General features: G+C 62.7%; 19 protein-coding genes. 17 read left to right on the top strand and 2 right to left on the bottom strand.

Annotated features, from left to right (window positions below; genetic code table 11):
- Positions 1-29: 29 nt before the first annotated feature.
- The 5 genes from M2360_RS13895 to M2360_RS13875 all read left to right on the top strand — a co-directional run bounded on the left by M2360_RS13895 (position 30) and on the right by M2360_RS13875 (position 4,281).
- Positions 30-1,043: an ABC transporter permease gene (locus tag M2360_RS13895; RefSeq protein ID WP_280775782.1), complete on the top strand. Its 1,014-nt coding sequence runs from the start codon at positions 30-32 to the stop codon at positions 1,041-1,043.
- Positions 1,036-1,884, top strand: coding sequence for an ABC transporter permease (locus M2360_RS13890; RefSeq protein ID WP_280775781.1), 849 nt, complete (start codon positions 1,036-1,038; stop codon positions 1,882-1,884). Before M2360_RS13895 ends, M2360_RS13890 begins: the two co-directional genes overlap by 8 nt.
- Positions 1,881-2,744: an ABC transporter ATP-binding protein gene (locus M2360_RS13885; RefSeq protein WP_280775780.1), complete on the top strand. Its 864-nt coding sequence runs from the start codon at positions 1,881-1,883 to the stop codon at positions 2,742-2,744. The genes M2360_RS13890 and M2360_RS13885 overlap by 4 nt, the downstream gene beginning before the upstream one ends.
- Positions 2,741-3,574 (top strand): ATP-binding cassette domain-containing protein, encoded by an 834-nt coding sequence (locus M2360_RS13880; RefSeq protein ID WP_280775779.1) that lies wholly within the window; start codon positions 2,741-2,743, stop codon positions 3,572-3,574. The genes M2360_RS13885 and M2360_RS13880 overlap by 4 nt, the downstream gene beginning before the upstream one ends.
- Before the next feature lie 113 nt (positions 3,575-3,687).
- Complete coding sequence (locus M2360_RS13875; protein ID WP_280775778.1) at positions 3,688-4,281, top strand: VOC family protein; 594 nt, start codon at positions 3,688-3,690, stop codon at positions 4,279-4,281.
- Between the two features lie 6 nt (positions 4,282-4,287).
- Here the strand turns inward: M2360_RS13875 and M2360_RS13870 are convergent, their stop codons facing one another.
- On the bottom strand, positions 4,288-5,268 hold the full coding sequence (locus M2360_RS13870) for a helix-turn-helix domain-containing protein (RefSeq protein WP_280775776.1): 981 nt from the start codon (positions 5,266-5,268) through the stop codon (positions 4,288-4,290).
- Between the two features lie 188 nt (positions 5,269-5,456).
- Here M2360_RS13870 and M2360_RS13865 point away from each other — a divergent pair, with 188 nt between their 5' ends.
- The 10 genes from M2360_RS13865 (at position 5,457) to M2360_RS13820 (ending at position 16,180) form a co-directional block, all read left to right on the top strand.
- The gene (locus M2360_RS13865) at positions 5,457-5,951 is read left to right on the top strand and encodes a flavin reductase family protein (RefSeq protein WP_280775775.1); all 495 of its coding nucleotides are present in this window, start codon (positions 5,457-5,459) and stop codon (positions 5,949-5,951) included.
- Positions 5,952-6,003: 52 nt separating this feature from the next.
- Positions 6,004-6,789: an SDR family oxidoreductase gene (locus M2360_RS13860; protein WP_280775774.1), complete on the top strand. Its 786-nt coding sequence runs from the start codon at positions 6,004-6,006 to the stop codon at positions 6,787-6,789.
- A gap of 39 nt (positions 6,790-6,828) precedes the next feature.
- The gene (locus M2360_RS13855; protein ID WP_280775773.1) at positions 6,829-8,064 is read left to right on the top strand and encodes a styrene monooxygenase/indole monooxygenase family protein; all 1,236 of its coding nucleotides are present in this window, start codon (positions 6,829-6,831) and stop codon (positions 8,062-8,064) included.
- 195 nt (positions 8,065-8,259) lie between these two features.
- Complete coding sequence (locus M2360_RS13850) at positions 8,260-10,584, top strand: bifunctional salicylyl-CoA 5-hydroxylase/oxidoreductase (protein WP_280775772.1); 2,325 nt, start codon at positions 8,260-8,262, stop codon at positions 10,582-10,584.
- Positions 10,585-10,587: 3 nt separating this feature from the next.
- Positions 10,588-11,373 (top strand): SDR family NAD(P)-dependent oxidoreductase, encoded by a 786-nt coding sequence (locus M2360_RS13845; protein WP_280775770.1) that lies wholly within the window; start codon positions 10,588-10,590, stop codon positions 11,371-11,373.
- The gene (locus M2360_RS13840) at positions 11,370-12,221 is read left to right on the top strand and encodes an enoyl-CoA hydratase family protein (RefSeq protein ID WP_280775769.1); all 852 of its coding nucleotides are present in this window, start codon (positions 11,370-11,372) and stop codon (positions 12,219-12,221) included. The genes M2360_RS13845 and M2360_RS13840 overlap by 4 nt, the downstream gene beginning before the upstream one ends.
- Entirely contained in the window at positions 12,221-13,390 is a 1,170-nt protein-coding gene (locus M2360_RS13835; protein WP_280775767.1) for an acyl-CoA dehydrogenase family protein, read from the top strand. Before M2360_RS13840 ends, M2360_RS13835 begins: the two co-directional genes overlap by 1 nt.
- Positions 13,391-13,393: 3 nt before the next feature.
- Positions 13,394-13,822, top strand: coding sequence for a thioesterase family protein (locus M2360_RS13830; RefSeq protein WP_280775766.1), 429 nt, complete (start codon positions 13,394-13,396; stop codon positions 13,820-13,822).
- A complete protein-coding gene (locus M2360_RS13825; RefSeq protein ID WP_280775765.1) occupies positions 13,800-14,198 on the top strand; it encodes a RidA family protein in 399 nt (132 codons plus the stop codon). The genes M2360_RS13830 and M2360_RS13825 overlap by 23 nt, the downstream gene beginning before the upstream one ends.
- Before the next feature lie 2 nt (positions 14,199-14,200).
- Entirely contained in the window at positions 14,201-16,180 is a 1,980-nt protein-coding gene (locus tag M2360_RS13820; RefSeq protein WP_280775764.1) for a 3-hydroxyacyl-CoA dehydrogenase NAD-binding domain-containing protein, read from the top strand.
- A gap of 23 nt (positions 16,181-16,203) precedes the next feature.
- On the opposite strand, the gene M2360_RS13815 is transcribed toward M2360_RS13820, so the two are convergent.
- Positions 16,204-16,914, bottom strand: coding sequence for a GntR family transcriptional regulator (locus M2360_RS13815; RefSeq protein WP_280775763.1), 711 nt, complete (start codon positions 16,912-16,914; stop codon positions 16,204-16,206).
- 261 nt (positions 16,915-17,175) lie between these two features.
- Between M2360_RS13815 and M2360_RS26780 the strand changes: the two genes are divergently transcribed.
- The gene (locus M2360_RS26780; RefSeq protein WP_348529551.1) at positions 17,176-18,264 is read left to right on the top strand and encodes an ABC transporter ATP-binding protein; all 1,089 of its coding nucleotides are present in this window, start codon (positions 17,176-17,178) and stop codon (positions 18,262-18,264) included.
- A 28-nt stretch (positions 18,265-18,292) separates the two neighbouring features.
- Complete coding sequence (locus tag M2360_RS13800) at positions 18,293-19,588, top strand: PotD/PotF family extracellular solute-binding protein (protein ID WP_280775762.1); 1,296 nt, start codon at positions 18,293-18,295, stop codon at positions 19,586-19,588.
- Positions 19,589-19,766: the final 178 nt, after the last annotated feature.

Raw genomic sequence — 19,766 nt, 5'->3', positions numbered from 1 at the left:
GCGCCGTCGCGCCTGAGGCTCAAATTTTCATGCCGCTGCTTGTCCTGTCGGTTTTCAACCGCGTCCTCCTCGCCGCCGTCACTCTTCTGGGCGTCGCCGTGGTGGTGTTCGTTCTTCTTCGTGTCGTTCCCGGCGACCCCATCGCCATGATGATTTCTCCCGGCGCAACCCCGGAACAGATCGCGCAACTGCGCGTCAATTACGGCCTCGACGGCTCCATCTTCAGCCAGTTTATCATCTGGTTGAAGGCGACGCTGTCAGGCGATTTCGGAACGTCGATCTCGCTCCGCCGCAATGTGTTGGAATTGCTCGGCGAACGCCTGCCGGCCACGCTTGAGTTGGCCGCCGCCGCCCTCGTCTTCGCGGTCGTCGTCGGCGGCGCCGTGGCGATAGCAGGCGCGCTGGTCCGCCGCACGCTTCTGGAGCCAGTCGTGGACACCGTCAACGGCACAGTGCTGGCCGTGCCGGACTTCATCTGGGCGCTGGCGCTGATCCTGATCTTCGGCGTCTTCTATCCGGTTTTCCCGCTGTCGGGCCGCATGGATCCGAGCGTGGAGACCAATTTCGCCACGCATTTCTATCTGCTCGAAAGCCTGCTGACGCTTAACTTTTCGGCTTTGATCGACATCTCCGCCCATATGATCATGCCGGTTCTGGCTCTCGGCCTGCCCTTGGCTGCGATCATAGCCCGTGTGCTGAAGGAAGCGCTGCTGGAAGCCATGGTGCAGGACTATATCCTGCTCGCCCGCCTCAAGGGAAAATCCACGCTGCGGCTGATCCTGCAGGAGGCGCTGCGCAATGCCGTCGGCCCGACGATCGCCCTGACAGGCGTGCAATTTACTTTTCTCATCGGCGGCACCGTCATCGTCGAGCGCATCTTCGCCTATCCCGGCATCGGCAATATGGCCATTGATGCGGTGATCAATCGCGACCTGCCGCTGATCCAGGGCCTGGTCCTGACCTTCGGCGCGCTGTTCATTCTCATCAATCTCGGCGTCGACCTCTTGGTGGCGGCCTTCAATCCGAGGCTCGCTCATGGCTAAGTCGCTCCGCGCTCTCTTGATGGAGCCGAAGGTCATCTTCGGCGGCGGCTTCATTCTACTTCTGATCGTGCTGGCGCTGTTTGCCCCGTGGATCGCGCCGACGGATCCGCTGGAACAGGATCTGATGCTCGGGACCCTGCCGCCTGCCGGCATGGACGGCGCTGAGCCCGGCTATTGGCTCGGCACCGACGATCTCGGCCGCGATGTGTTGTCCCGCGTCATCCATGGCGCGCGCATCGCTTTGCTTGTCGCCTTTGTCGCCGCCGGTCTTGCCGCCCTTCTCGGCTCGCTGCTCGGACTTCTCGCCGGATGGTATCGCGGTTGGGTCGATCTGGTGATTTCCCGGCTTGTCGATATCTGGATGGCGTTTCCGCCGGTGCTCCTGTCGATCCTGCTGGTCGCCGTGCTGGGATCTGGCGTGCATTCGGTGATCGCAGCCATCGTCATCATCGACTGGACGCGCTTCTGTCGCGTCGTCCGCGCCGAGACGCTGGCGCAGGCGCAACTGGATTATGTCACGGCGGCCCGCACGATTGGCTTCTCGAAGCTGCATATCCTTCTCAAGGAGATCCTGCCGAATGTCGCGCCTGTCATCATCGCGCTGATCAGCCTGGAAATGGGCATTGCGGTGATCGTCGAGGCGATCCTGTCCTTCGTCGGCCTGTCGGTGTCTTCAGATACGCCGACCTGGGGCGCGATGATCGCGCAGGGACGCACCATCATCTATCAGGGCTGGTGGGTGCTGCTCGCCCCGCTCGTCATGCTGTTTCTCACCGTGCTTGCCTTCAATCAACTCGGCGACGGCCTGCGCCGCGCCCTTGACCCGATGATGCGCCGATGACCGATCCGCTTCTCTCCATTACCGGTCTTTCGGCCATCTCCGAGCGCGAAAACGGCGCGCCCATTCTCCGCGACGCCTCGCTCACTCTCGCGCGCGGCGAAGTCCGTGGACTCGTGGGCGAAAGCGGCGCCGGCAAATCCACCATCGCCAAGGCGTTGCTCGGCATTCTGCCCCGCACGGTGCGCATCACCGGCGGCGCGATCCGCTTCGAAGGCCGCGATCTCCTGACGCTGCCGGCGCACGAACTCCGCAAGATCATGGGCAGCGAAATCTCGCTGATCCCGCAGGATCCGCAAACGGCGCTCAATCCGGGCCGGCGCATCGAAGCCCAATTGACCGATGGGCTCAGGATGCGGCGCGGGCTGTCGAGCCGGGAGGCGCATGACCGCGCGGCGACACTTCTGGAGGAAGTGCATATCCGCGACCCCGAGCGGGTGCTTCGCAGCTATCCGCATGAACTCTCCGGCGGCATGCGCCAGCGCGTGCTGATCGCCGACGCCTTTGCGCTCGAACCCAAGCTGGTGATCGCGGATGAGCCGACCACGGCGCTGGATGTGACCGTGCAGAAGCAGATCCTGCGGCTGATCCGATCCATGCAGCAGGCTCATGGCACCGGCGTGATCTTCGTCACCCATGACCTGGGCGTGGTCGCCCAGATCTGCGACAGCGTCACGCTTCTTTACGCCGGAAAAGTCATCGAGCAAGGATCGACCGCCGATGTGCTCTCGGCGCCCCGCCACATCTACACCCAGGCGCTGATTGCCGCTGGGCCCCGCTACGACCGGCCCAATGCGGGGCTGGAGCCGGTACCACAAAGCGTGTTCGAACAACTCCGCGCCGAGATCGGATTAAGCCGATGACCGAAAACCTGCTTGTCGCCCGAGGCATTGAAGTCACTTATGGCGCCGGTCGCGGCCTGTTGCGCAACCCGGGTCATCGCGTGCTGCACGGCGTCGACATCGCCGTGGGACGCGGCGAGACCATCGGCATTGTGGGCGAATCCGGCTCCGGCAAGACCACGTTGGGCCGGGCTTTGCTGCGGCTGGTCGATGTCTCCGCGGGCGAGATCCGTTTCGACGGCGCCGACATCACCCATCTGCCCGACCAGCAGATGCGGCCGTTGCGCCGACGCATGCAGATGATCTTCCAGGATCCGATGGCCTCCCTCAACCCGCGCCATTCTATCCGGCGCATTCTTGTTGAACCGTTGTTGCTGCATGGACTGGCGAGCGATGGCAAACAGGCGGAAAAACTCGTTCTGGAGATTCTTGATCGGGTCACATTGCCCAGGATCGTGTTGGAGCGCAGCCCGCATGAACTGTCCGGCGGCCAGCGCCAGCGCATCGGCATCGCCCGCGCCGCGCTGTTACGGCCCGATTTCGTGCTTGCGGATGAAATCGTCTCCGGCCTCGACGTCTCCACCCAAGCGCAGGTTCTGAATCTGCTCAAGGATCTGTCCCGCGATCTCGGGCTCGCCATGGCCTTCATCAGCCATGACCTGTCGGTGATCCGCGCGATCTGCGACCGGGTCTATGTGATGCGTTTCGGAAAAGTGGTCGAGGAAGGACCCTGTGAGCAGGTCTTCTCTGCACCGCGCACGGCCTATACCCGCGCCCTTCTCGACGCCATTCCGCTTCCGGAAATCGATCCCGACTGGCTCCAGCGCGAAAGCCTGGTCGAAGACGCCTGACCTCCCGGCCGCGCTTTGCGGCCGTCGCATACATCCTTTCCAGCTCACGCCACGCCGGAAACGCGGGTTCCGGCGAAGGGCGACGCCATGCCCGCGATCAGAGGGGAATGAACATGAAGATCAGCATTATCAGCGCAGCTTTACTGTCCTTGCTCGGAGCGACGGCGGCTCAGGCCGACATGATCCCGGGCATGCGCGGCCATGACCATACCGGCGTGACAGTCCCCAATCTCGAACAGGCCGTGGGCTTCTTCTCTGACGTCATCGGCTGTAAGAAGGCCATGTCCTTCGGACCGATCGGCGATGACAAGGGCAAGTTCATGGAGGACGCGCTGGGCGTTGATCCCAAGACCGTCATCAAGCAGATCACCCTGATGCGCTGCGGTTTCGGCTCGAATATCGAACTGTTCGAATACGCCGCGCCCGACCAAAAGGAAATCAAGCAGAAGAACAGCGATATCGGCGCCTTCCACATCGCCTTCTATGTCGATGACGTCGCCGCCGCAAAGGCCTATCTCGACTCCAAGGGGGTTGCGACGCGACTCGGCCCGATCCCGATCTCGGAAGGCCCGGCCGCCGGCCAGACCATCCTCTATTTCCAGGCGCCCTGGGGCCTGCAATTCGAGGCGATCAGCTACCCCAATGGCATGGCTTATGAGAAGACCGCAGAAACCAAGCTCTGGGATCCGAAGAAGCCCGCCGAATAAGAAAAATCAAAGGCGCCGTCTGACCGTGTCGGACGGCGCTTCCCCGAAACGCTGGCGATAGGCGGCAGCGGCGCGTCCGAGATGGCCGAAACCAGCCGCGAAAGCGGCCTCCGCCACCGAACAGGTTTTGTCGCGCGAAAGCAGCGCGGCGCGAAACAGATCGAGCCGCAGGGACAGCAGTCCTTCCGAAAGCGTCACGCCCCGCGCCTTTCGATAGGCGTCCTGGAGAGACCGCAAGGGCGCCCCCGCTGCCTGCGCGATATCAGTCATCGCGATCGCACGTCCTGCATTGGCGGCCATGAAATCCTGGGCGCGCCGCACCGCTATCGGATCAGCCTGCAGCGCCGGGCGGGCAAACACACAGGATACGCTGCTCGGCTGGCTCAAGAGGAGCAACGTGGTGAGGCCGTCGCGCATCAACACCCTGTAAGCATCAGGCATCCCCGCCCCAGCCTCCGCCGCCGCAAGCATCATCTCCGCATGCCGACCGAGCGCCTGTCCGGAAGGACATTCGAGATTGATCCCGGTGTCGAATTGCACGGAACGGCGGGCCTCATGTGTCAGGCACTCGAATTGCGCTTCCAAAGCCTCGCGATCGATCAGCACGATCAGCTTTTCACAGCCGCCGCTCCAGGTCATCCGCGTCGAAAGAGTTGGCGAGAGGATTGAAGCGCGACGTCCAGCCTCCGCCTCGACCGCCAAAGTGCCGCAGCGCACACGCGCCTGCCCGCTGAGCGGAAGCTGGACGAGGTAGAAGCGCTCCAGTTCGCCGGGATCAATCTCCACCTCGGCGCCATAGGAGACGAAGTTGACGGAGTAGCCTGTTTGAACAGCCGAATGATGGCGAGCGTGGAAACCCTCACCGCTGCGGCTGAGCGGGCTCAGGAAATGCGGGCAAAAGATACGGCCCACGGCGTCTCGCGCCTCATCGGCCGAGCGCGTGTCGACGGCGACATATCGGGACAGCGGCGTGTCTGAAGGCGACATGGGCTTTCTCCGGCGCGATCAGCCGGCAGGGCGATAAAATTCAAGTCGCTTGCCGGATCCGGACAATGGTCTGCGCAATCCGGATTGTCGTCAAGACCTGACGGGAGCCATCATCACAATAGTTTAAATTTAAAATTCATCGACGCCGGGAGAGGCGCATGGCGCCGGCCGGGAGGAGGCTTGAAGTCATGGATAAGGACGAATTTCGAAGAGCGATGCGGCAGGTGGCGGGCGCAGTGACGGTGGTGACCGCCTGCACCCCCGATGGAGAATGGCGCGGCGTCACCGCCACAGCCGTCTGCTCGCTGACGGCTGACCCGCCCTCAGTTGTCGCCTGCATCAACCGGGAAACCTGGGTCGGGCAGGTCGCCCCGCTGAGCGGCGCTTTCTGCGTCAACATTCTTTCGCGCGCGCAGCAGAGCGTGGCCGAAACATTCGCCGGGCGCACCGAACTTTCCGCCGGCGACCGTTTCTCGGTCGGCGCCTGGCGGGCGGTTGAGACCGGCGCGCCGGCGCTGGAAGGCGCCATCGCCGCATTCGATTGCGAGCTTGAGCAGGCGGTGGAATTCGCAACCCATGTCATCCTGATCGGCCGTGTCCGTCGCACGCTCATCGAAGACACGAGCGCCGCGCCGCTCGTCTACGTCGCTGGCCAGTTCACCACGACACTGGCGGCTGCGTGACGCCTTTCTGACCATTAATTTCCAGCATCCGCATCAAGAAAAGGGGAACATCATGCGTGGATTGGCAGGACGAACAGCAATTTTGTCGGGCGGGGCGACCTTGATCGGCCGCGCCGTGGCGGCGACCTTGATCGGCTACGGCGCCAAAGTCGTGATCGCCGATATCGATGAAGACGGCGGCAAGGCGGCCGTCGCGGAGCTTGGCGCGCAGGCATATTTCATTCGAACGGACGTCACCAGCGATGCCGATATCGCGGCCCTCGTCACCGGGACGGTGGAACAGACCGGACGCCTCGACTTTCTCGTCAACGTCGCCTGCACCTATCTCGACAATGGCGCAGAGACGAACCGCGCTGATTGGCTGAAGGCGCTCGATATCAACATCGTCGGCTCGGTGATGCTGATGCAGGCGGCGCATCCGCATCTCAAGGCCAACAAGGGCGCGATCGTCAATTTCGGCTCGATTTCCGCCCGTGTCGCACAGACCGGCCGCTGGGTCTATCCGGTGTCGAAAGCCGCCATCCTGCAATTGACGCGCAATCAGGCCATGGATCTGGCGCCCGACGGCATCCGCGTCAACGCTGTCTCTCCCGGCTGGACCTGGAGCAACATCATGGTGCAACTGACCGGCAATGACCGCGCCAAGACCGATGCGGTCGCCGCGCCCTTCCATCTTCTCGGTCGCACAGGCGACGGCGCCGAAGTGGGCGAAGCCGTGGCCTTCCTGCTCTCCGACAATGCCAGCTTCATCACCGGCACCGATATTCGCGTCGACGGCGGCTACACCGCCATGGGTCCTGAGCAGAATGTGCCGGCGATCCCCAAACTCATGGAATGAACGCGCCTGATCATCAATCAAAAAAGAGGGAACTAGACTATGAGCGCATCACGCAAGATCACCATCGTCGGCGGCGGCCAATCCGGCTTGCAGCTCGGCTGCGCCCTGCTGGGCCACGGCTATGAAGTCGATATCATTCAGAACCGCAGCGCCGACGAAATCCGTAACGGCAAAATCCTGTCGAGCCAATGCATGTTCGACGCCGCCTTGCAGAACGAGCGCGACATCGGGCTGAATTTTTGGGACGGGGAGTGCCCGACCGTCGACTCCATCAACTTCTGCGTTCCCGCCCCTGACGGCTCCGGCAAGGCTCTGGATTGGAACGGCAAACTCGACAAGCCTGCGCAAAGCGTCGACCAGCGGGTGAAAATTCCGCGCTGGATGGAGGAGTTTTCGCGACGCGGCGGCAATCTCAGCATTCATGACGCTGGCATCGACGATCTCGAAGCCTATGCCAAAAACTCGGATCTCGTCATCGTCGCCGCCGGCAAGGGCGATATTGCCCGCCTGTTTGAACGCGACCCGGAAAAATCGCCGTTCGACAAGCCGCAGCGGGCGCTGGCGCTGACCTATGTGCATGGCATGCAACCCCGGCCGGATCATTCCGCCGTCAACTTCAACCTTATACCGACCGTCGGCGAGTATTTCGTGTTCCCGGCGCTGACGGCAAGCGGCCCTTGCGAGATCATGGTGTTCGAGGGCATTCCCGGCGGCCCCATGGATTGCTGGAAAGATGTGACATCGCCGGAAGCGCATCTGGCGCGATCGGAATGGGTGCTCGAGACATTTCTGCCCTGGGAGGCTGAGCGCTGCCGGGACATCAGCCTCACTGACGCCAATGGCGTATTGTCCGGCGCTTTTGCACCCACAGTGCGCAAGCCGATTGGTCGCCTGCCATCAGGCGCGCTGGTGCTGGGGATGGCCGATGCGGTCTGCCTCAACGATCCCATCACCGGCCAGGGCTCGAACAACGCGTCGAAGGCGGCGAAAGCCTATCTCGACGCCATTCTCGCGCAGGAAGACCGGCCCTTCGACGCCGCCTTCATGCAAGGCGCTTTCGACAACTATTGGGCCTATGCGCAGTTCGTCGTCGGCTGGACCAATGCGCTGCTGCAGCCGCCTCCGCCGCATGTTCTCAACATCATGGGCTCGGCGCAGGCGTTCCCGGCCCTGGCCAAGCGCATCGCCAACGGCTTCAACGATCCGCGCGATTTCTTCCCCTGGTTCGCGGTTCCGGAAGAGGCAGACGCCTATCTGCAAAAACTCGCTGCCTGACCTGGGTCCATAATCCGAGCCTCAGCCGCCCGCGTAAGTTCCCGAGCGGCTTTCGACCGTTTTACGCCACGATATTTTAATGTTAAAATATCTGCGCAAGGGCGATGTCGCCGCATTGACAGACGCAGTCCGTCAATTTACTTTAATCTTAAAATATCAGAGCAACTTGCTCTCGATGGAGAAGAGGGAACCGATATGCGGATCGTATGTATTGGCGGCGGCCCCGCCGGGCTCTATTTCAGCCTGCTGATGAAGAAATTCGACCCGTCGCATTCCATAACCGTGGTCGAGCGCAACCGCCCCTACGACACATTCGGCTGGGGCGTGGTGTTTTCCGACGCCACCATGCAGGCCATGAAGGTCTGGGATCCGGAAAGCGCCGCCGAAATCCAGGACGCCTTCAATCACTGGGACGACATCGAAGTTCTGTTCAAGGGCACGCGCCAACGCACCACCGGCCACGGCTTTGTCGGCATCGGCCGCAAGAAGCTGCTGAACATCCTGCAGCGCCGCTGCGAAGCGCTCGGCGTCGAACTGAAGTTCGAAACCGACGTCGACAGCGATCTCGACTTCCCAGACGCCGACCTGATCATCGCCTCCGACGGCTTCAATTCCAGAGTCCGCAATCATTATCCCGACGTTTTCCAGCCGGATCTCGTCACGCGGCCGAACCGCTATATCTGGCTCGGCACCAACAAACTCTACGACGCCTTCACCTTCGATTTCCGCAAGACGGACCATGGCTGGTTCCAGGCGCATATTTACAAGTTCGACGACCAGACCTCGACCTTCATCGTCGAGACGACCGAAGAAGCCTATGAGAAACATGGGCTGGGCGCGCTCGACCAGCAGGGCTCGATCGATTTCTGCCAAGACCTGTTCTCCGAGGTGCTGGAAGGCGCCGAACTGATGACCAATGCCCGGCATCTGCGCGGTTCGGCCTGGCTGAACTTCAATCGCCTGATCTGCGGCAAGTGGAGCCATTTCAACGGCAATTCGCATGTCGTGCTGATGGGCGACGCCGCCCATACGGCTCATTTCGCCATCGGTTCGGGCACCAAGCTCGCTATCGACGACGCGATCGAGCTGACCAATCAGTTCAACAAGGCCGGTCACGGCAAGGCGAAGATCCCGGATGTGCTGTCCGCCTATGAGGAGATCCGCCGCGTCGATGTCGCCCGCATCCAGAATGCGGCGCGCAACGCCATGGAATGGTTCGAGGTCGTGGGGCGGCGCTATGCCGACACGCTGGAGCCGGAACAGTTCATGTATTCGATGCTGACCCGTTCGCAGCGCATCAGCCATGAAAATCTGCGCCTTCGCGATAAAAACTGGCTGGAAGGCTATGAGCGCTGGTTCGCCCGCAAGGCCGGCCTCGACGCAACAGCGAACGACCGCTGCCTGCCGCCGATGTTCACGCCCTTCACGGTCCGGAACGTGACGCTGCCGAACCGCGTGGTGATGTCGCCGATGGCGATGTATTCGGCCAAGGACGGCCTGATCAACGATTTCCATCTCGTTCATCTCGGCTCGCGCGCCATGGGCGGCGCCGGCCTCGTCTTCGGCGAAATGACCTGCGTCTCGCCGGATGGCAGGATCACGCCCGGCTGCCTCGGTCTCTGGAACGAGGAGCAGGCGGACGGCTGGAAGCGGCTGGTGGAGTTCGTGCATTTCAACTCGCCTGCCAAAGTAGGCATCCAGATCGGCCATGCCGGCCGCAAGGGAGCGACCAAGCTCGCCTGGGACGGCATCGACCAGCCGCTCGAAGAGGGTTCATGGCCGCTGCTGTCGGCCTCCGCCCTTCCCTATCTCAAGCATAGCCAGACGCCGAAGGCGATGGATCGCGCCGATCTCGACCGGGTGCTGCAGGACCATGTTCGCGCCGCACAACTGGCCGCGACCACCGGCGCCGACTGGCTCGAACTCCATTGCGCGCATGGCTATCTCTTGTCGAGCTTCCTGTCGCCGCTCACCAACCGCCGCACCGACGAATATGGCGGCGATCACGCGGCCCGCGCCCGTTATCCGCTGGACGTGTTCCGCGCCATCCGCGCAGTCTGGCCGCAGGACAAGCCGATTTCGGTGCGCCTGTCCTGCCATGACTGGTTCGACGGCGGCAACACGCCCGAGGACGCCGCGATCTTCGCCGCAATGTTCAAGGAAGCCGGCGCCGACATGATCGACTGCTCGTCGGGTCAGGTCTGGAAGGAAGAAAAGCCCGTTTACGGCCGCCTGTTCCAGACGCCCTTCTCCGACAAGATCCGCAACGAAGTTGGCATCCCCACCATCGCCGTGGGCGCCATTTCGGAAGCCGATCACGCCAATTCGATCATCGCGGCCGGTCGCGCCGATCTCTGCGCTGTCGCCCGTCCGCATCTCGCCGATCCGGCCTGGGCCTTGCACGAGGCCGCTAAGATCGGGCTGCAATCAGTGGCCTGGCCCAAGCAGTATTACTCCAGCAAGGCGCAATATGAGACCAATCTCGTCCGCGCCCAGCAGGCCGGCGGCGGAGCAAAGTAAGCGATGCCGTCTCCGCTTCAAGGACGTCACGCTCTCGTCACCGGCGCCGGCAGCGGCATCGGCGCCGCCATCGCGCGCAGTCTCGTGCAGGCCGGCGCGAGGGTAACGCTGGCAGGCCGTCGCCGGGAGCCGCTGGAAGCGTTGGCGCGCGAACTGCCTGAGGGCGGTTGCCTCGTCCTGTCCGGCTTCGATGTGACCGATACGGCGGCGATTGCGGCGGGGCTGGAGACGGCCCGCGCCGCCTTTGGGCCGGTGAGCATCCTCATCAACAATGCCGGGGAAGCGCCGAGCGCGCCGTTCGAGAAGACGACGCTCGACATGTGGACACATGTTCTCACGGTCGATCTCACCGGCGTCTTCAACGTCACGCAGGCGGCGCTTGCCGATCTCAAGGCGTTCGGCAAGGGCGCGCGCATCGTCAATGTCGCATCGACCGCCGGCCTGACCGGCTATGCCTATGTCTCCGCCTATTGCGCTGCGAAACATGGCGTGGTCGGCCTGACCCGGTCACTGGCGCTGGAGCTCGCCAAGAAGGGCGTGACGGTCAACGCCGTCTGCCCCGGATTTACCGATACGCCGATCATCGCCCGCTCGATCGCCGAAATCGTCGCGAAAACCGGACGGACGGAAGAACAGGCGCTGGCCGAATTCACGAAGTCGAATCCGCAAGGGCGGCTGGTGAAGCCGGAAGAAGTTGCGGACGCGGTTCTCTGGCTGGCGTCGCCGGGCTCAGATGCAATCACAGGCCAGGCGATCGCCATCGCCGGCGGGGAGGTCATGACAGGATGAGCAACGAACAGGCAAGCATGAGCGGCCATCTCCGCCCCTTCCGGGATTATGCCCCCAAGCATTTCCTGTGGTCGGTCGAAGGCGACGGACGGGTGGCGACGCTGACGCTGAACCGGCCGGACAAGAAGAACCCGCTGACTTTCGAAAGCTATGCGGAGCTGCGCGATCTCTTCCGCGATCTCGCTTACGCCTCGGATGTCAGGACGATCGTGCTCAAGGGCGCAGGCGGCAATTTCTCTTCCGGCGGCGATATGTTCGAGATCATCGAACCGCTGACGCGCATGAAAATGCCGGATCTCCTGGCCTTCACCCGCATGACCGGCGATCTCGTCAAAGCGATGAAGAAGTGCCCACAGCAGATCGTGGCGGCCATCGACGGCATCTGCGCCGGCGCAGGCGCGATCCTCGCCATGGCGTCGGACCTCCGGCTTGCGACGCCGGAGGCCAAGACCGCATTTCTGTTCACACGAGTTGGTCTCGCCGGCGCCGATATGGGCGCCTGCGGCATCCTTCCGCGCATCATCGGCCAGGGACGCGCCGCCGAACTGCTCTATACCGGCCGCTTCATGAGCGCCGAGGAAGGCGAACGCTGGGGCTTCTTCAATCGCCTGCATGCCGCCGAAGATCTGGATAAAGCAGCGGCGGATCTCGCGCGTTCGATCGCCGATGGCCCCTGGTTCGCCCATGGCGTCACCAAGACCATGCTAAACCAGGAATGGGCGATGGGCATCGATGAAATGATCGAATCTGAAGCCCAGGCGCAGGCGATCTGCATGGCCACAGGCGATTTCCGCCGCGCCTTCGAAGCCTTCGCCGCCAAACGCAAGCCTGTCTTCGAGGGCAACTGATGTCGACGCTTACAGGCCCCACCCGCGACCATCTCGACTGGCCGTTTTTCGGTCCGGAACATCGCGCCGTCGCTGAACGACTAGATGCGTTCGCCGCGAGCGGCGCGCTCGCGTCTGTCGATCACCACGACACCGACCGCGCCTGCCGCGACCTCGTCAGGCGGCTGGGGGACGCGGGACTTCTTGGCCTCGCCACTGGCGACGCGGGCAAAACCGCGATCGACTCCCGCGCCGTCTGCCTCGCGCGCGAAACGCTGGCCTGGCATGACGGGCTCGCCGATTTCGCCTTCGCCATGCAGGGCCTGGGCACCGGCGCGATCGGTCTCTCGGGATCGGACGAGCTGAAAGCCGCCGTTCTTCCCAAGGTGACCTCCGGCGAATGGATCTCCGCCTTCGCGCTGTCGGAAAAGGAAGCTGGTTCCGATGTCGCCGCCATGGCCTGCGCAGCTCGCGAGGATGGCGACAGCTATGTGCTCGATGGTGAAAAGACCTGGATTTCCAATGGCGGCATCGCCAATGTCTACACCGTCTTCGCCCGCACCGGCGAAGCCCCGGGCACGCGCGGCATCTCGGCTTTTGTGGTCTTTGCCGATGATCCCGGCTTCTCAATCACGGAGCGTATCGATGTGATCGCGCCGCATCCGCTCGCCACCATCCGCTTCGACGGTTGCCGCATACCGGCGTCGCGAAGGCTCGGCGCTCCGGGCGAAGGCTTCAAGATCGCCATGCGCACGCTCGACATTTTCCGCGCCTCAGTTGCCGCCGCTGCCATCGGCTTTGCCCGGCGGGCGCTGGATGAAGCGCTCGCGCATGCCAGGACGAGAAAAATGTTCGGCGCGACCCTCGGCGATCTGCAACTGACCCAGGCTTCGCTAGGTGACATGGCGACCGGCATCGATGCCGCTTCCCTCCTCACCTATCGCGCCGCCTGGCGCCGTGATGTGCAGAAGCTGCCGACCACCAAGGAGGCGGCCATGGCCAAGATGACTGCGACCGAGACCGCGCAAAGTGTGATCGACCGCGCCGTGCAATTGTTCGGGGGGCGCGGCGTCCGGACAGGCGAGATCGTCGAGAGCCTCTACCGGGAAATCCGCGCGCTCAGGATCTATGAGGGCGCGACCGAAGTGCAGAAACTGATCGTGGCGCGCGAACTGATAAAGGCGGGCTGAGCGATGTTCCATTGCACAACGCCGCTACGTTTCGGCGACTGCGATCCGAGCGGCATCGCCTATTATCCGTCTTACCTCCGTCTGCTCGACGGCGCGATCGAGGAGTTCTTCGCGTCGATCGGCGCGCCTCGTCGGCCGATGATCGAAGATCTGAGGATGGGCACGCCAACGGTGAGCCTTAATCTGACCTTCAAGCGACCGGGCTTTCACGGCGACCTGCTGCAATTTGCCATCAAGGTTAGCGGCATCGGCCGCACCTCGCTCGATCTCGACCACACTGTGTCGGCGCGCGGCGACGTTCTGTTCACCGCCAGCCATCGGCTGGTCGCTACATCCCTCGACACCCATTCTTCCTGCCCGTGGCCGGACAACCTCCGCGCCGCGCTGACCCATCATCTGGAGACCGACCATGCACACGATCCTGCAACCTGAAGGCTGGGCCAAGCCCATCGGCTACGCCAACGGCGTCGAGGCGCGCGGACGCATGATCTTCGTCGGCGGCCAGATCGGCTGGAACGGCCAGAACCAGTTCGAAACCGATGATTTCGTCGGTCAGGTGCGCCAGACGCTGGAGAATGTCGTGGCCGTGCTGGCCGAAGCCGGCGCCGAGCCCAAACATATCACTTCGATGACCTGGTACTTCACCGACAAGCAGGAATATCTCAGCAATCTCAAAGGCATCGGTCAGGCCTATCGCGACACGATCGGTCGGCACTACCCCGCCATGGCCGCCATGCAGGTCGTGGCGCTTGTCGAGGATCGCGCCAAGATCGAAATTCAGGCCACCGCCGTCATTCCGGACGCGTGATCATGGTAAGCGCGGCAACAAACCCGGTGAGGACCTATTCGAACTGTGTCAGCGGCGTGGCGCAGGACGGCGTGCTGTTGATCACCCTCGATAACCCTCCCGTCAACGCCGCCTCGCTTGCGATGCGGCAGGGTTTGGCGGCGGGGATCGCCGACGCCGGGAATGACGCTGCTATCAAAGCTGTCGTTTTGACAGGCGCCGGACGGATCTTCGTGGGCGGCGCCGACATTACCGAATTCGACAAACCGCCGGTCGCGCCCATTCTGCCCGATGTCTGCCAGTTGCTCGAAAGTTCATCGAAGCCGGTCATTGCTGCATTGAATGGCGCAGCGCTCGGCGGCGGGCTGGAGATTGCGCTGGCCTGCCAGTATCGCATCGCCGCACTGAGCGCCTCTGTCGCCTTTCCCGAAGTCAAGTTGGGCCTCATCCCCGGCGCGGGCGGCACACAGCGCCTGCCGCGGCTGACGGGTGCAGCCGTCGCCATCGACCTGATCGGTTCGGGCCGAAGCGTCAAAGCGGAAGAAGCGCTGTCGCTGGGCGTCATTGATGACATCGCCGCAAACCCCGTCGCCCATGCTATCGAAGTTGCGTCGGAGGCCGCTGGCGATCGTTTTCGTAAGACCGGGGAGATCACTATTCCCCCCTCTTCCGAGGAAGACATCGCATTTGCAAAGCGCAAAGTCTTGTCGAAAGCCAAAGGCCAGATCGCCCCGGGCGAAGCGGTGACGCTGATCGAAACCGCAGGCCGGACGCCGCTCGCGGATGGTCTTGCCCAGGAACGCGCCGCCTTCCTGAAGCTCAAACAATCGCCGCAATCACAGGCGCTCCGGCATGTGTTTTTCGCCGAACGCGAAGCCGGTAAAATTCCCGGGCTTGATGGCGTGGCGCCACGCAAAATTGAGACGATCGGCGTGGTCGGCGCGGGACTGATGGGATCAGGCATTGCGGTTGCCGCCCTCGATGCCGGCTTTCGCGTCACCGTTGTCGAACAGACCGAGGACGCCGCCAACAAGGGCAGGCTTCGCATCACGGGCATTCTTGACAAGGCGCTTTCTAGCGGGCGCATCGATGCGGCAGCGCATGCTGGGCGGCTCGCTCGTCTCACCGTCGCCAGCAACCTCGCCGCTCTCGCCGACGCTGATCTGGTGATCGAAGCTGTCTTCGACGATCTCGACGTCAAGATCGATCTCTTCAAGAGGCTCGACGGAGTGGTGCGCGACGACGCCATTCTGGCCACCAACACCTCTTATCTCGATCCCGATGTCATCGCCGCCGCAACTGCCCGCCCGGAGCGCGTGCTCGGAATGCACTTCTTTTCGCCAGCGCATATCATGCGGCTGATTGAAGTGGTGCACTGCGCAAAATCAGCCCCCGAGATCGTCGCCACCGGCTTCGCCGTCGCCAAGGCGATGCGCAAGCTGCCGATCTATTCGGGCGTCACCGAGGGCTTTATCGGCAACCGCATCTTCTCCGCCTATCGCCGCGAGGCCGAATATCTGGTGGAAGACGGCGCAGAGCCGCATGAGATCGACAGCGCGATCGAAGCCTTCGGCATGGCTATGGGACCTTTCGCCATTTCCGATCTCGCCGGGCTTGAAATAGCCTGGGCGCGGCGCAAGCGACAGGCGGCGACGCGCGATCCCGGCGAACGCTATGTCGAAATCGCAGACAGACTCTGCGAGGCCGGCCGTTTCGGCCAGAAGAACGGCCTGGGCTGGTATAAATATGTCGACGGCAAACGCATGGTGGATGCCGATGTGACCACGCTCATCGCCGAGCTGCGCGCATCCAAAAACATCGTTCCGCAGCCCTTTTCACAACAGGACATCCTGGATCGACTGTTGAGAGCTATGGCGGAAGAGGGCCAGCGTCTTCTGGACTCCGGCGTGGCGCTCAGAGCGAGCGATATCGATCTGGTGCTCGTCAACGGCTATGGATTTCCGGCCCATACAGGCGGTCCGATGTATATCGCACGCCGCTGATTGCAGCCGCGCCGAAGACGCTCTCAGGTCGCCAAGGCGTCCTTCAGCGTCATCGCCGCCACCTCGCGTAGATCGAGATCCGCCTCGATATGATCGATGTGATGCAGCATCAGATCGCAGGCGCGGTCCGCATCGCCACGCTCCATGGCGTCCAGGAGATCGCGATGTTCGCTATGGCCGCAGCGGGACACGCCGGTGCGGCCGTAAAGCGCGATCACCAGCGACGAACGGGCCACCAGTTCATCCATGAATTTTTCGAGAATGGCGTTGCCGGAATGCCGGGCAATCTTGAGATGAAAATCGCCTGACGCCTTGATTTCGGCGCGCCGCGCCGCTGGCCCGCGTTCATTCATGAACCGGTCTTCGAGCGTCAGATGATCGCGGAGATCATCGATATCCGCTTTCGAGATCCGAACTGTTGCCGCGCGCACGATGCCCGGCTCGATGAGACGGCGGGTGTCGAACACCTGGCGGGCTTCCTCTGGCGTCGGGTTGGAGACGAAAGCGCCACGATTGCGCTCTATTCGCACCAATCCCTCATAAGCCAGCATCTGCAGCGCCGAGCGCACCACCGTCCGGCTGACATCGAACAACCCGCCGACCTCGGCTTCCGCAAGCTTGGAGCCTGGTCCCAGACGGCGATCGATGATCGCATCGCGCAGGCTGTCGCGGATCGACTGGGCGCGATCCTCCTGGTTCTGGTCGAGCAAAAGGTTCTTGTCGATGAGATTCATAGCGCTTCTTCCGTGCAGATTCGTTGTATCGCGGAATGAGGCTTTGTGGAACCGGCAATCGCATCCAGACGCAGAAGATATTGCATACAATAATATACAAACATTGAGAACAATCGCACAAATAATGCGCAGCACATTTGTCGCAATGATGAAAACAACGGCGAAGACCGCCGCAATCCGGAGAATAGAGCCTGACTCCTAGGCGTTTTCGAACTGGCACGCGGCATGCATCATATGTTGCGACGCGAAAAGGAGCGCCGCATGAGCAAAGCCGCAGACATCGACATCGCCGCCGTCTCCAAGATTTACGACCAAACGACCGCCGTGCATGCGATCAGCCTCAAGATCCCCGCTGGTTCCTATTGCTGCCTTCTCGGCCCTTCCGGCTGCGGCAAGACATCCACGCTGCGCATGATTGCCGGCCATGAGACCATTTCAAGCGGCGATATTCTGCTCGGCAACACATTAATCACCGAACTGCCGCCGGCCAAGCGCGGCACAGCGATGATGTTCCAGTCCTATGCGCTGTTCCCACATCTCGATCTCGTCGACAACGTCGCCTTCAGCCTGAAGATGAAGGGCCTCGACAAGGATGTCCGGCGGTCGAAGGCGCTCGAAATGCTGAAGCTGATGCAACTCGAAGCCTATGCCAACCGACGACCGGCGCAACTGTCCGGCGGCCAGCAACAGCGCGTGGCGCTGGCGCGCGCGCTCATTACAGATCCGGAAGTGCTGCTGCTTGATGAGCCACTGTCCGCGCTCGACCCCTTCCTCAAGATCCGTATGCGGGCGGAACTGAAGAAACTGCAGACCTCGCTGGGCATCACTTTCGTACATGTGACGCATAGCCAGGAAGAGGCCATGGCGCTCGCCGACATCGTCGTGGTGATGAATGACGGCCGTATCGAGCAGGCGGCCGCGCCGCGCGTGGTGTTCGAGCAGCCGGCCACCGCCTTCGTGGCCCGCTTCATGGGCGACCACAATGTCGTCACGGGCCGTGTCGCCTCGGTTTCCGACAGTGGGCTGACGCTCGACGTGGCAGGTGGCGGCCAATTCGCGGCCTCGGGCGGAAACCCGGTGGCGGGCGAAGCAATCGATATCGCCATCCGCACCGACCGCGTGATGATCGGCGAGACATCGCTGCCCGGCTTCGGTTTCAACGGCGTGGTGACCAACATCGAATATCGCGGCTCGACCGTGAAGCTGTCGCTGGCCGGCGCCGGCGTGGACGACTTCACCGCCATCCTGAGCGATGCCGACTTCTTCAGCCGGACGATCTCCGTCGGGGACGCCCTGCCGCTGATGTGGAATCCTGGGGACGTCATCGTCCTCGGCAAAGTGGAAAAGTAACGACAACAAACCTCAGAGGAGACTGCGCATGACCACTGAATCGACCATTCCTGCCAAGACCGGCGTCACCAGACGCTCCTTGCTCAAGACCGGCGCCGCCGCCGTTGGCGCTGCCGCTGGCGCGGGCGTCATCACCGGTTTTCCGATGATCTGGGCGCAGAACCCGATCACGCTCCGCCAGTTCGGCACCGGCGTCTCCAACATCAACGCCATCGCCGAGCAGTGCAAGAAGGACCTTGGCATCACGCTTGAGATGACGGCGACCGATTCCGACGCCGCCGCCCAGCGCGCGGTCACCCAGCCGAACTCCTACGACATCGCCGATATCGAATACTGGATCCTCAAGAAGGTCTATCCGACCGGCGTGATCCAGCCGATGGAAACCAAGAAGCTGAAATATTACGACAAGGTCGTGCCACTGTTCAAAACCGGCAAGCTTCTGCCCGACAGCGTGATCGCCCAGGGCACCGCGCCGCACACTGTCGGTTATGTCGAAGCCAAGGACGCCAAGACTTTCGCCAAGGGCGAAACCGAATTCTTCACCATGATGCCCACCATCTACAACGCCGACACGCTGGGCATCCGCCCTGACCTCGTCGGTCGCGAGATCACCACATGGGCCGACATCATGGATCCCGCCTTCAAGGGCAAGACCTCGATCCTCAACATTCCCTCGATCGGCATCATGGACGCCGCCATGATCTGCGAAGCCATGGGCGTGATCAAATATGCCGACAAGGGCAACATGACCAAGGCGGAGATCGACACCACCATCGATTTCCTGATCAAGGCCAAGCAGGCCGGCCAGTTCCGCGCCTTCTGGAAGAGCTTCGACGAGTCGGTCAACCTGATGGCCTCGGGCGAAGTCGTCATCCAGTCCATGTGGTCGCCGGCCGTCGCCGCCGTCCGCTCCAAGGGCATCGCCTGCAAATACCAGCCGCTCAAGGAAGGCTACCGCTCGTGGGGCGGCGGCCTCGGCCTCGCCGCGCATCTCGAAGGCGCGCAGCTCGACGCCGCCTATGAATATATCAACTGGTACACCTCCGGCTGGGTCGGCGGCTATCTCAACCGTCAGGGCTACTATTCGGCCTGCATGGACACCGCCAAGGGCTTCATGTCCGAAGACGAGTGGGGCTACTGGATCGAAGGCAAGCCGGCCAAGGGCGAGATCATGTCGCCGGAAGGCAAGGTCATGGAGAAGGCCGGCGCAGTACGCGATGGCGGCTCCTTCGAAGAGCGCATGGGCAAGGTCGCCTGCTGGAACTCCGTCATGGACGAGGACCGCTACATGGTTCGCCGCTGGAACGAGTTCATCGCGGCGTAATCAACGCGAGGGGCGGAGCACCGCCCCTCATCCGGCTGCCGCCACTTTCTCCCCGCTTGCGGGGAGAAGGGCGATCGGTGCGCCGTCATCGCCACATCCTCCTTCTCCCCGCGCGCGGGGAGAAGGTCCCGGCAGGGGGATGAGGGGCAAACGCTTCCTCCAAGACTCCCTGAAGATG

Source organism: Rhizobium sp. SG_E_25_P2, assembly GCF_029892285.1.
Classification (GTDB): domain Bacteria; phylum Pseudomonadota; class Alphaproteobacteria; order Rhizobiales; family Rhizobiaceae; genus Rhizobium_E.
Note: the sequence above shows the minus strand (reverse complement) of the source record. Positions and strands in the feature narration are given on the sequence as shown.

Bases quoted from the DNA above. Each gene is read 5' to 3' on its own strand.
- M2360_RS13895 (WP_280775782.1), top strand. From the start codon at position 30: ATGCCGCTGCTTGTCCTGTCGGTTTTCAACCGCGTCCTCCTCGCCGCC.
- M2360_RS13890 (WP_280775781.1), top strand. From the start codon at position 1,036: ATGGCTAAGTCGCTCCGCGCTCTCTTGATGGAGCCGAAGGTCATCTTC.
- M2360_RS13885 (WP_280775780.1), top strand. From the start codon at position 1,881: ATGACCGATCCGCTTCTCTCCATTACCGGTCTTTCGGCCATCTCCGAG.
- M2360_RS13880 (WP_280775779.1), top strand. From the start codon at position 2,741: ATGACCGAAAACCTGCTTGTCGCCCGAGGCATTGAAGTCACTTATGGC.
- M2360_RS13875 (WP_280775778.1), top strand. From the start codon at position 3,688: ATGAAGATCAGCATTATCAGCGCAGCTTTACTGTCCTTGCTCGGAGCG.
- M2360_RS13870 (WP_280775776.1), bottom strand. From the start codon at position 5,268: ATGTCGCCTTCAGACACGCCGCTGTCCCGATATGTCGCCGTCGACACG.
- M2360_RS13865 (WP_280775775.1), top strand. From the start codon at position 5,457: ATGGATAAGGACGAATTTCGAAGAGCGATGCGGCAGGTGGCGGGCGCA.
- M2360_RS13860 (WP_280775774.1), top strand. From the start codon at position 6,004: ATGCGTGGATTGGCAGGACGAACAGCAATTTTGTCGGGCGGGGCGACC.
- M2360_RS13855 (WP_280775773.1), top strand. From the start codon at position 6,829: ATGAGCGCATCACGCAAGATCACCATCGTCGGCGGCGGCCAATCCGGC.
- M2360_RS13850 (WP_280775772.1), top strand. From the start codon at position 8,260: ATGCGGATCGTATGTATTGGCGGCGGCCCCGCCGGGCTCTATTTCAGC.
- M2360_RS13845 (WP_280775770.1), top strand. From the start codon at position 10,588: ATGCCGTCTCCGCTTCAAGGACGTCACGCTCTCGTCACCGGCGCCGGC.
- M2360_RS13840 (WP_280775769.1), top strand. From the start codon at position 11,370: ATGAGCAACGAACAGGCAAGCATGAGCGGCCATCTCCGCCCCTTCCGG.
- M2360_RS13835 (WP_280775767.1), top strand. From the start codon at position 12,221: ATGTCGACGCTTACAGGCCCCACCCGCGACCATCTCGACTGGCCGTTT.
- M2360_RS13830 (WP_280775766.1), top strand. From the start codon at position 13,394: ATGTTCCATTGCACAACGCCGCTACGTTTCGGCGACTGCGATCCGAGC.
- M2360_RS13825 (WP_280775765.1), top strand. From the start codon at position 13,800: ATGCACACGATCCTGCAACCTGAAGGCTGGGCCAAGCCCATCGGCTAC.
- M2360_RS13820 (WP_280775764.1), top strand. From the start codon at position 14,201: ATGGTAAGCGCGGCAACAAACCCGGTGAGGACCTATTCGAACTGTGTC.
- M2360_RS13815 (WP_280775763.1), bottom strand. From the start codon at position 16,914: ATGAATCTCATCGACAAGAACCTTTTGCTCGACCAGAACCAGGAGGAT.
- M2360_RS26780 (WP_348529551.1), top strand. From the start codon at position 17,176: ATGAGCAAAGCCGCAGACATCGACATCGCCGCCGTCTCCAAGATTTAC.
- M2360_RS13800 (WP_280775762.1), top strand. From the start codon at position 18,293: ATGACCACTGAATCGACCATTCCTGCCAAGACCGGCGTCACCAGACGC.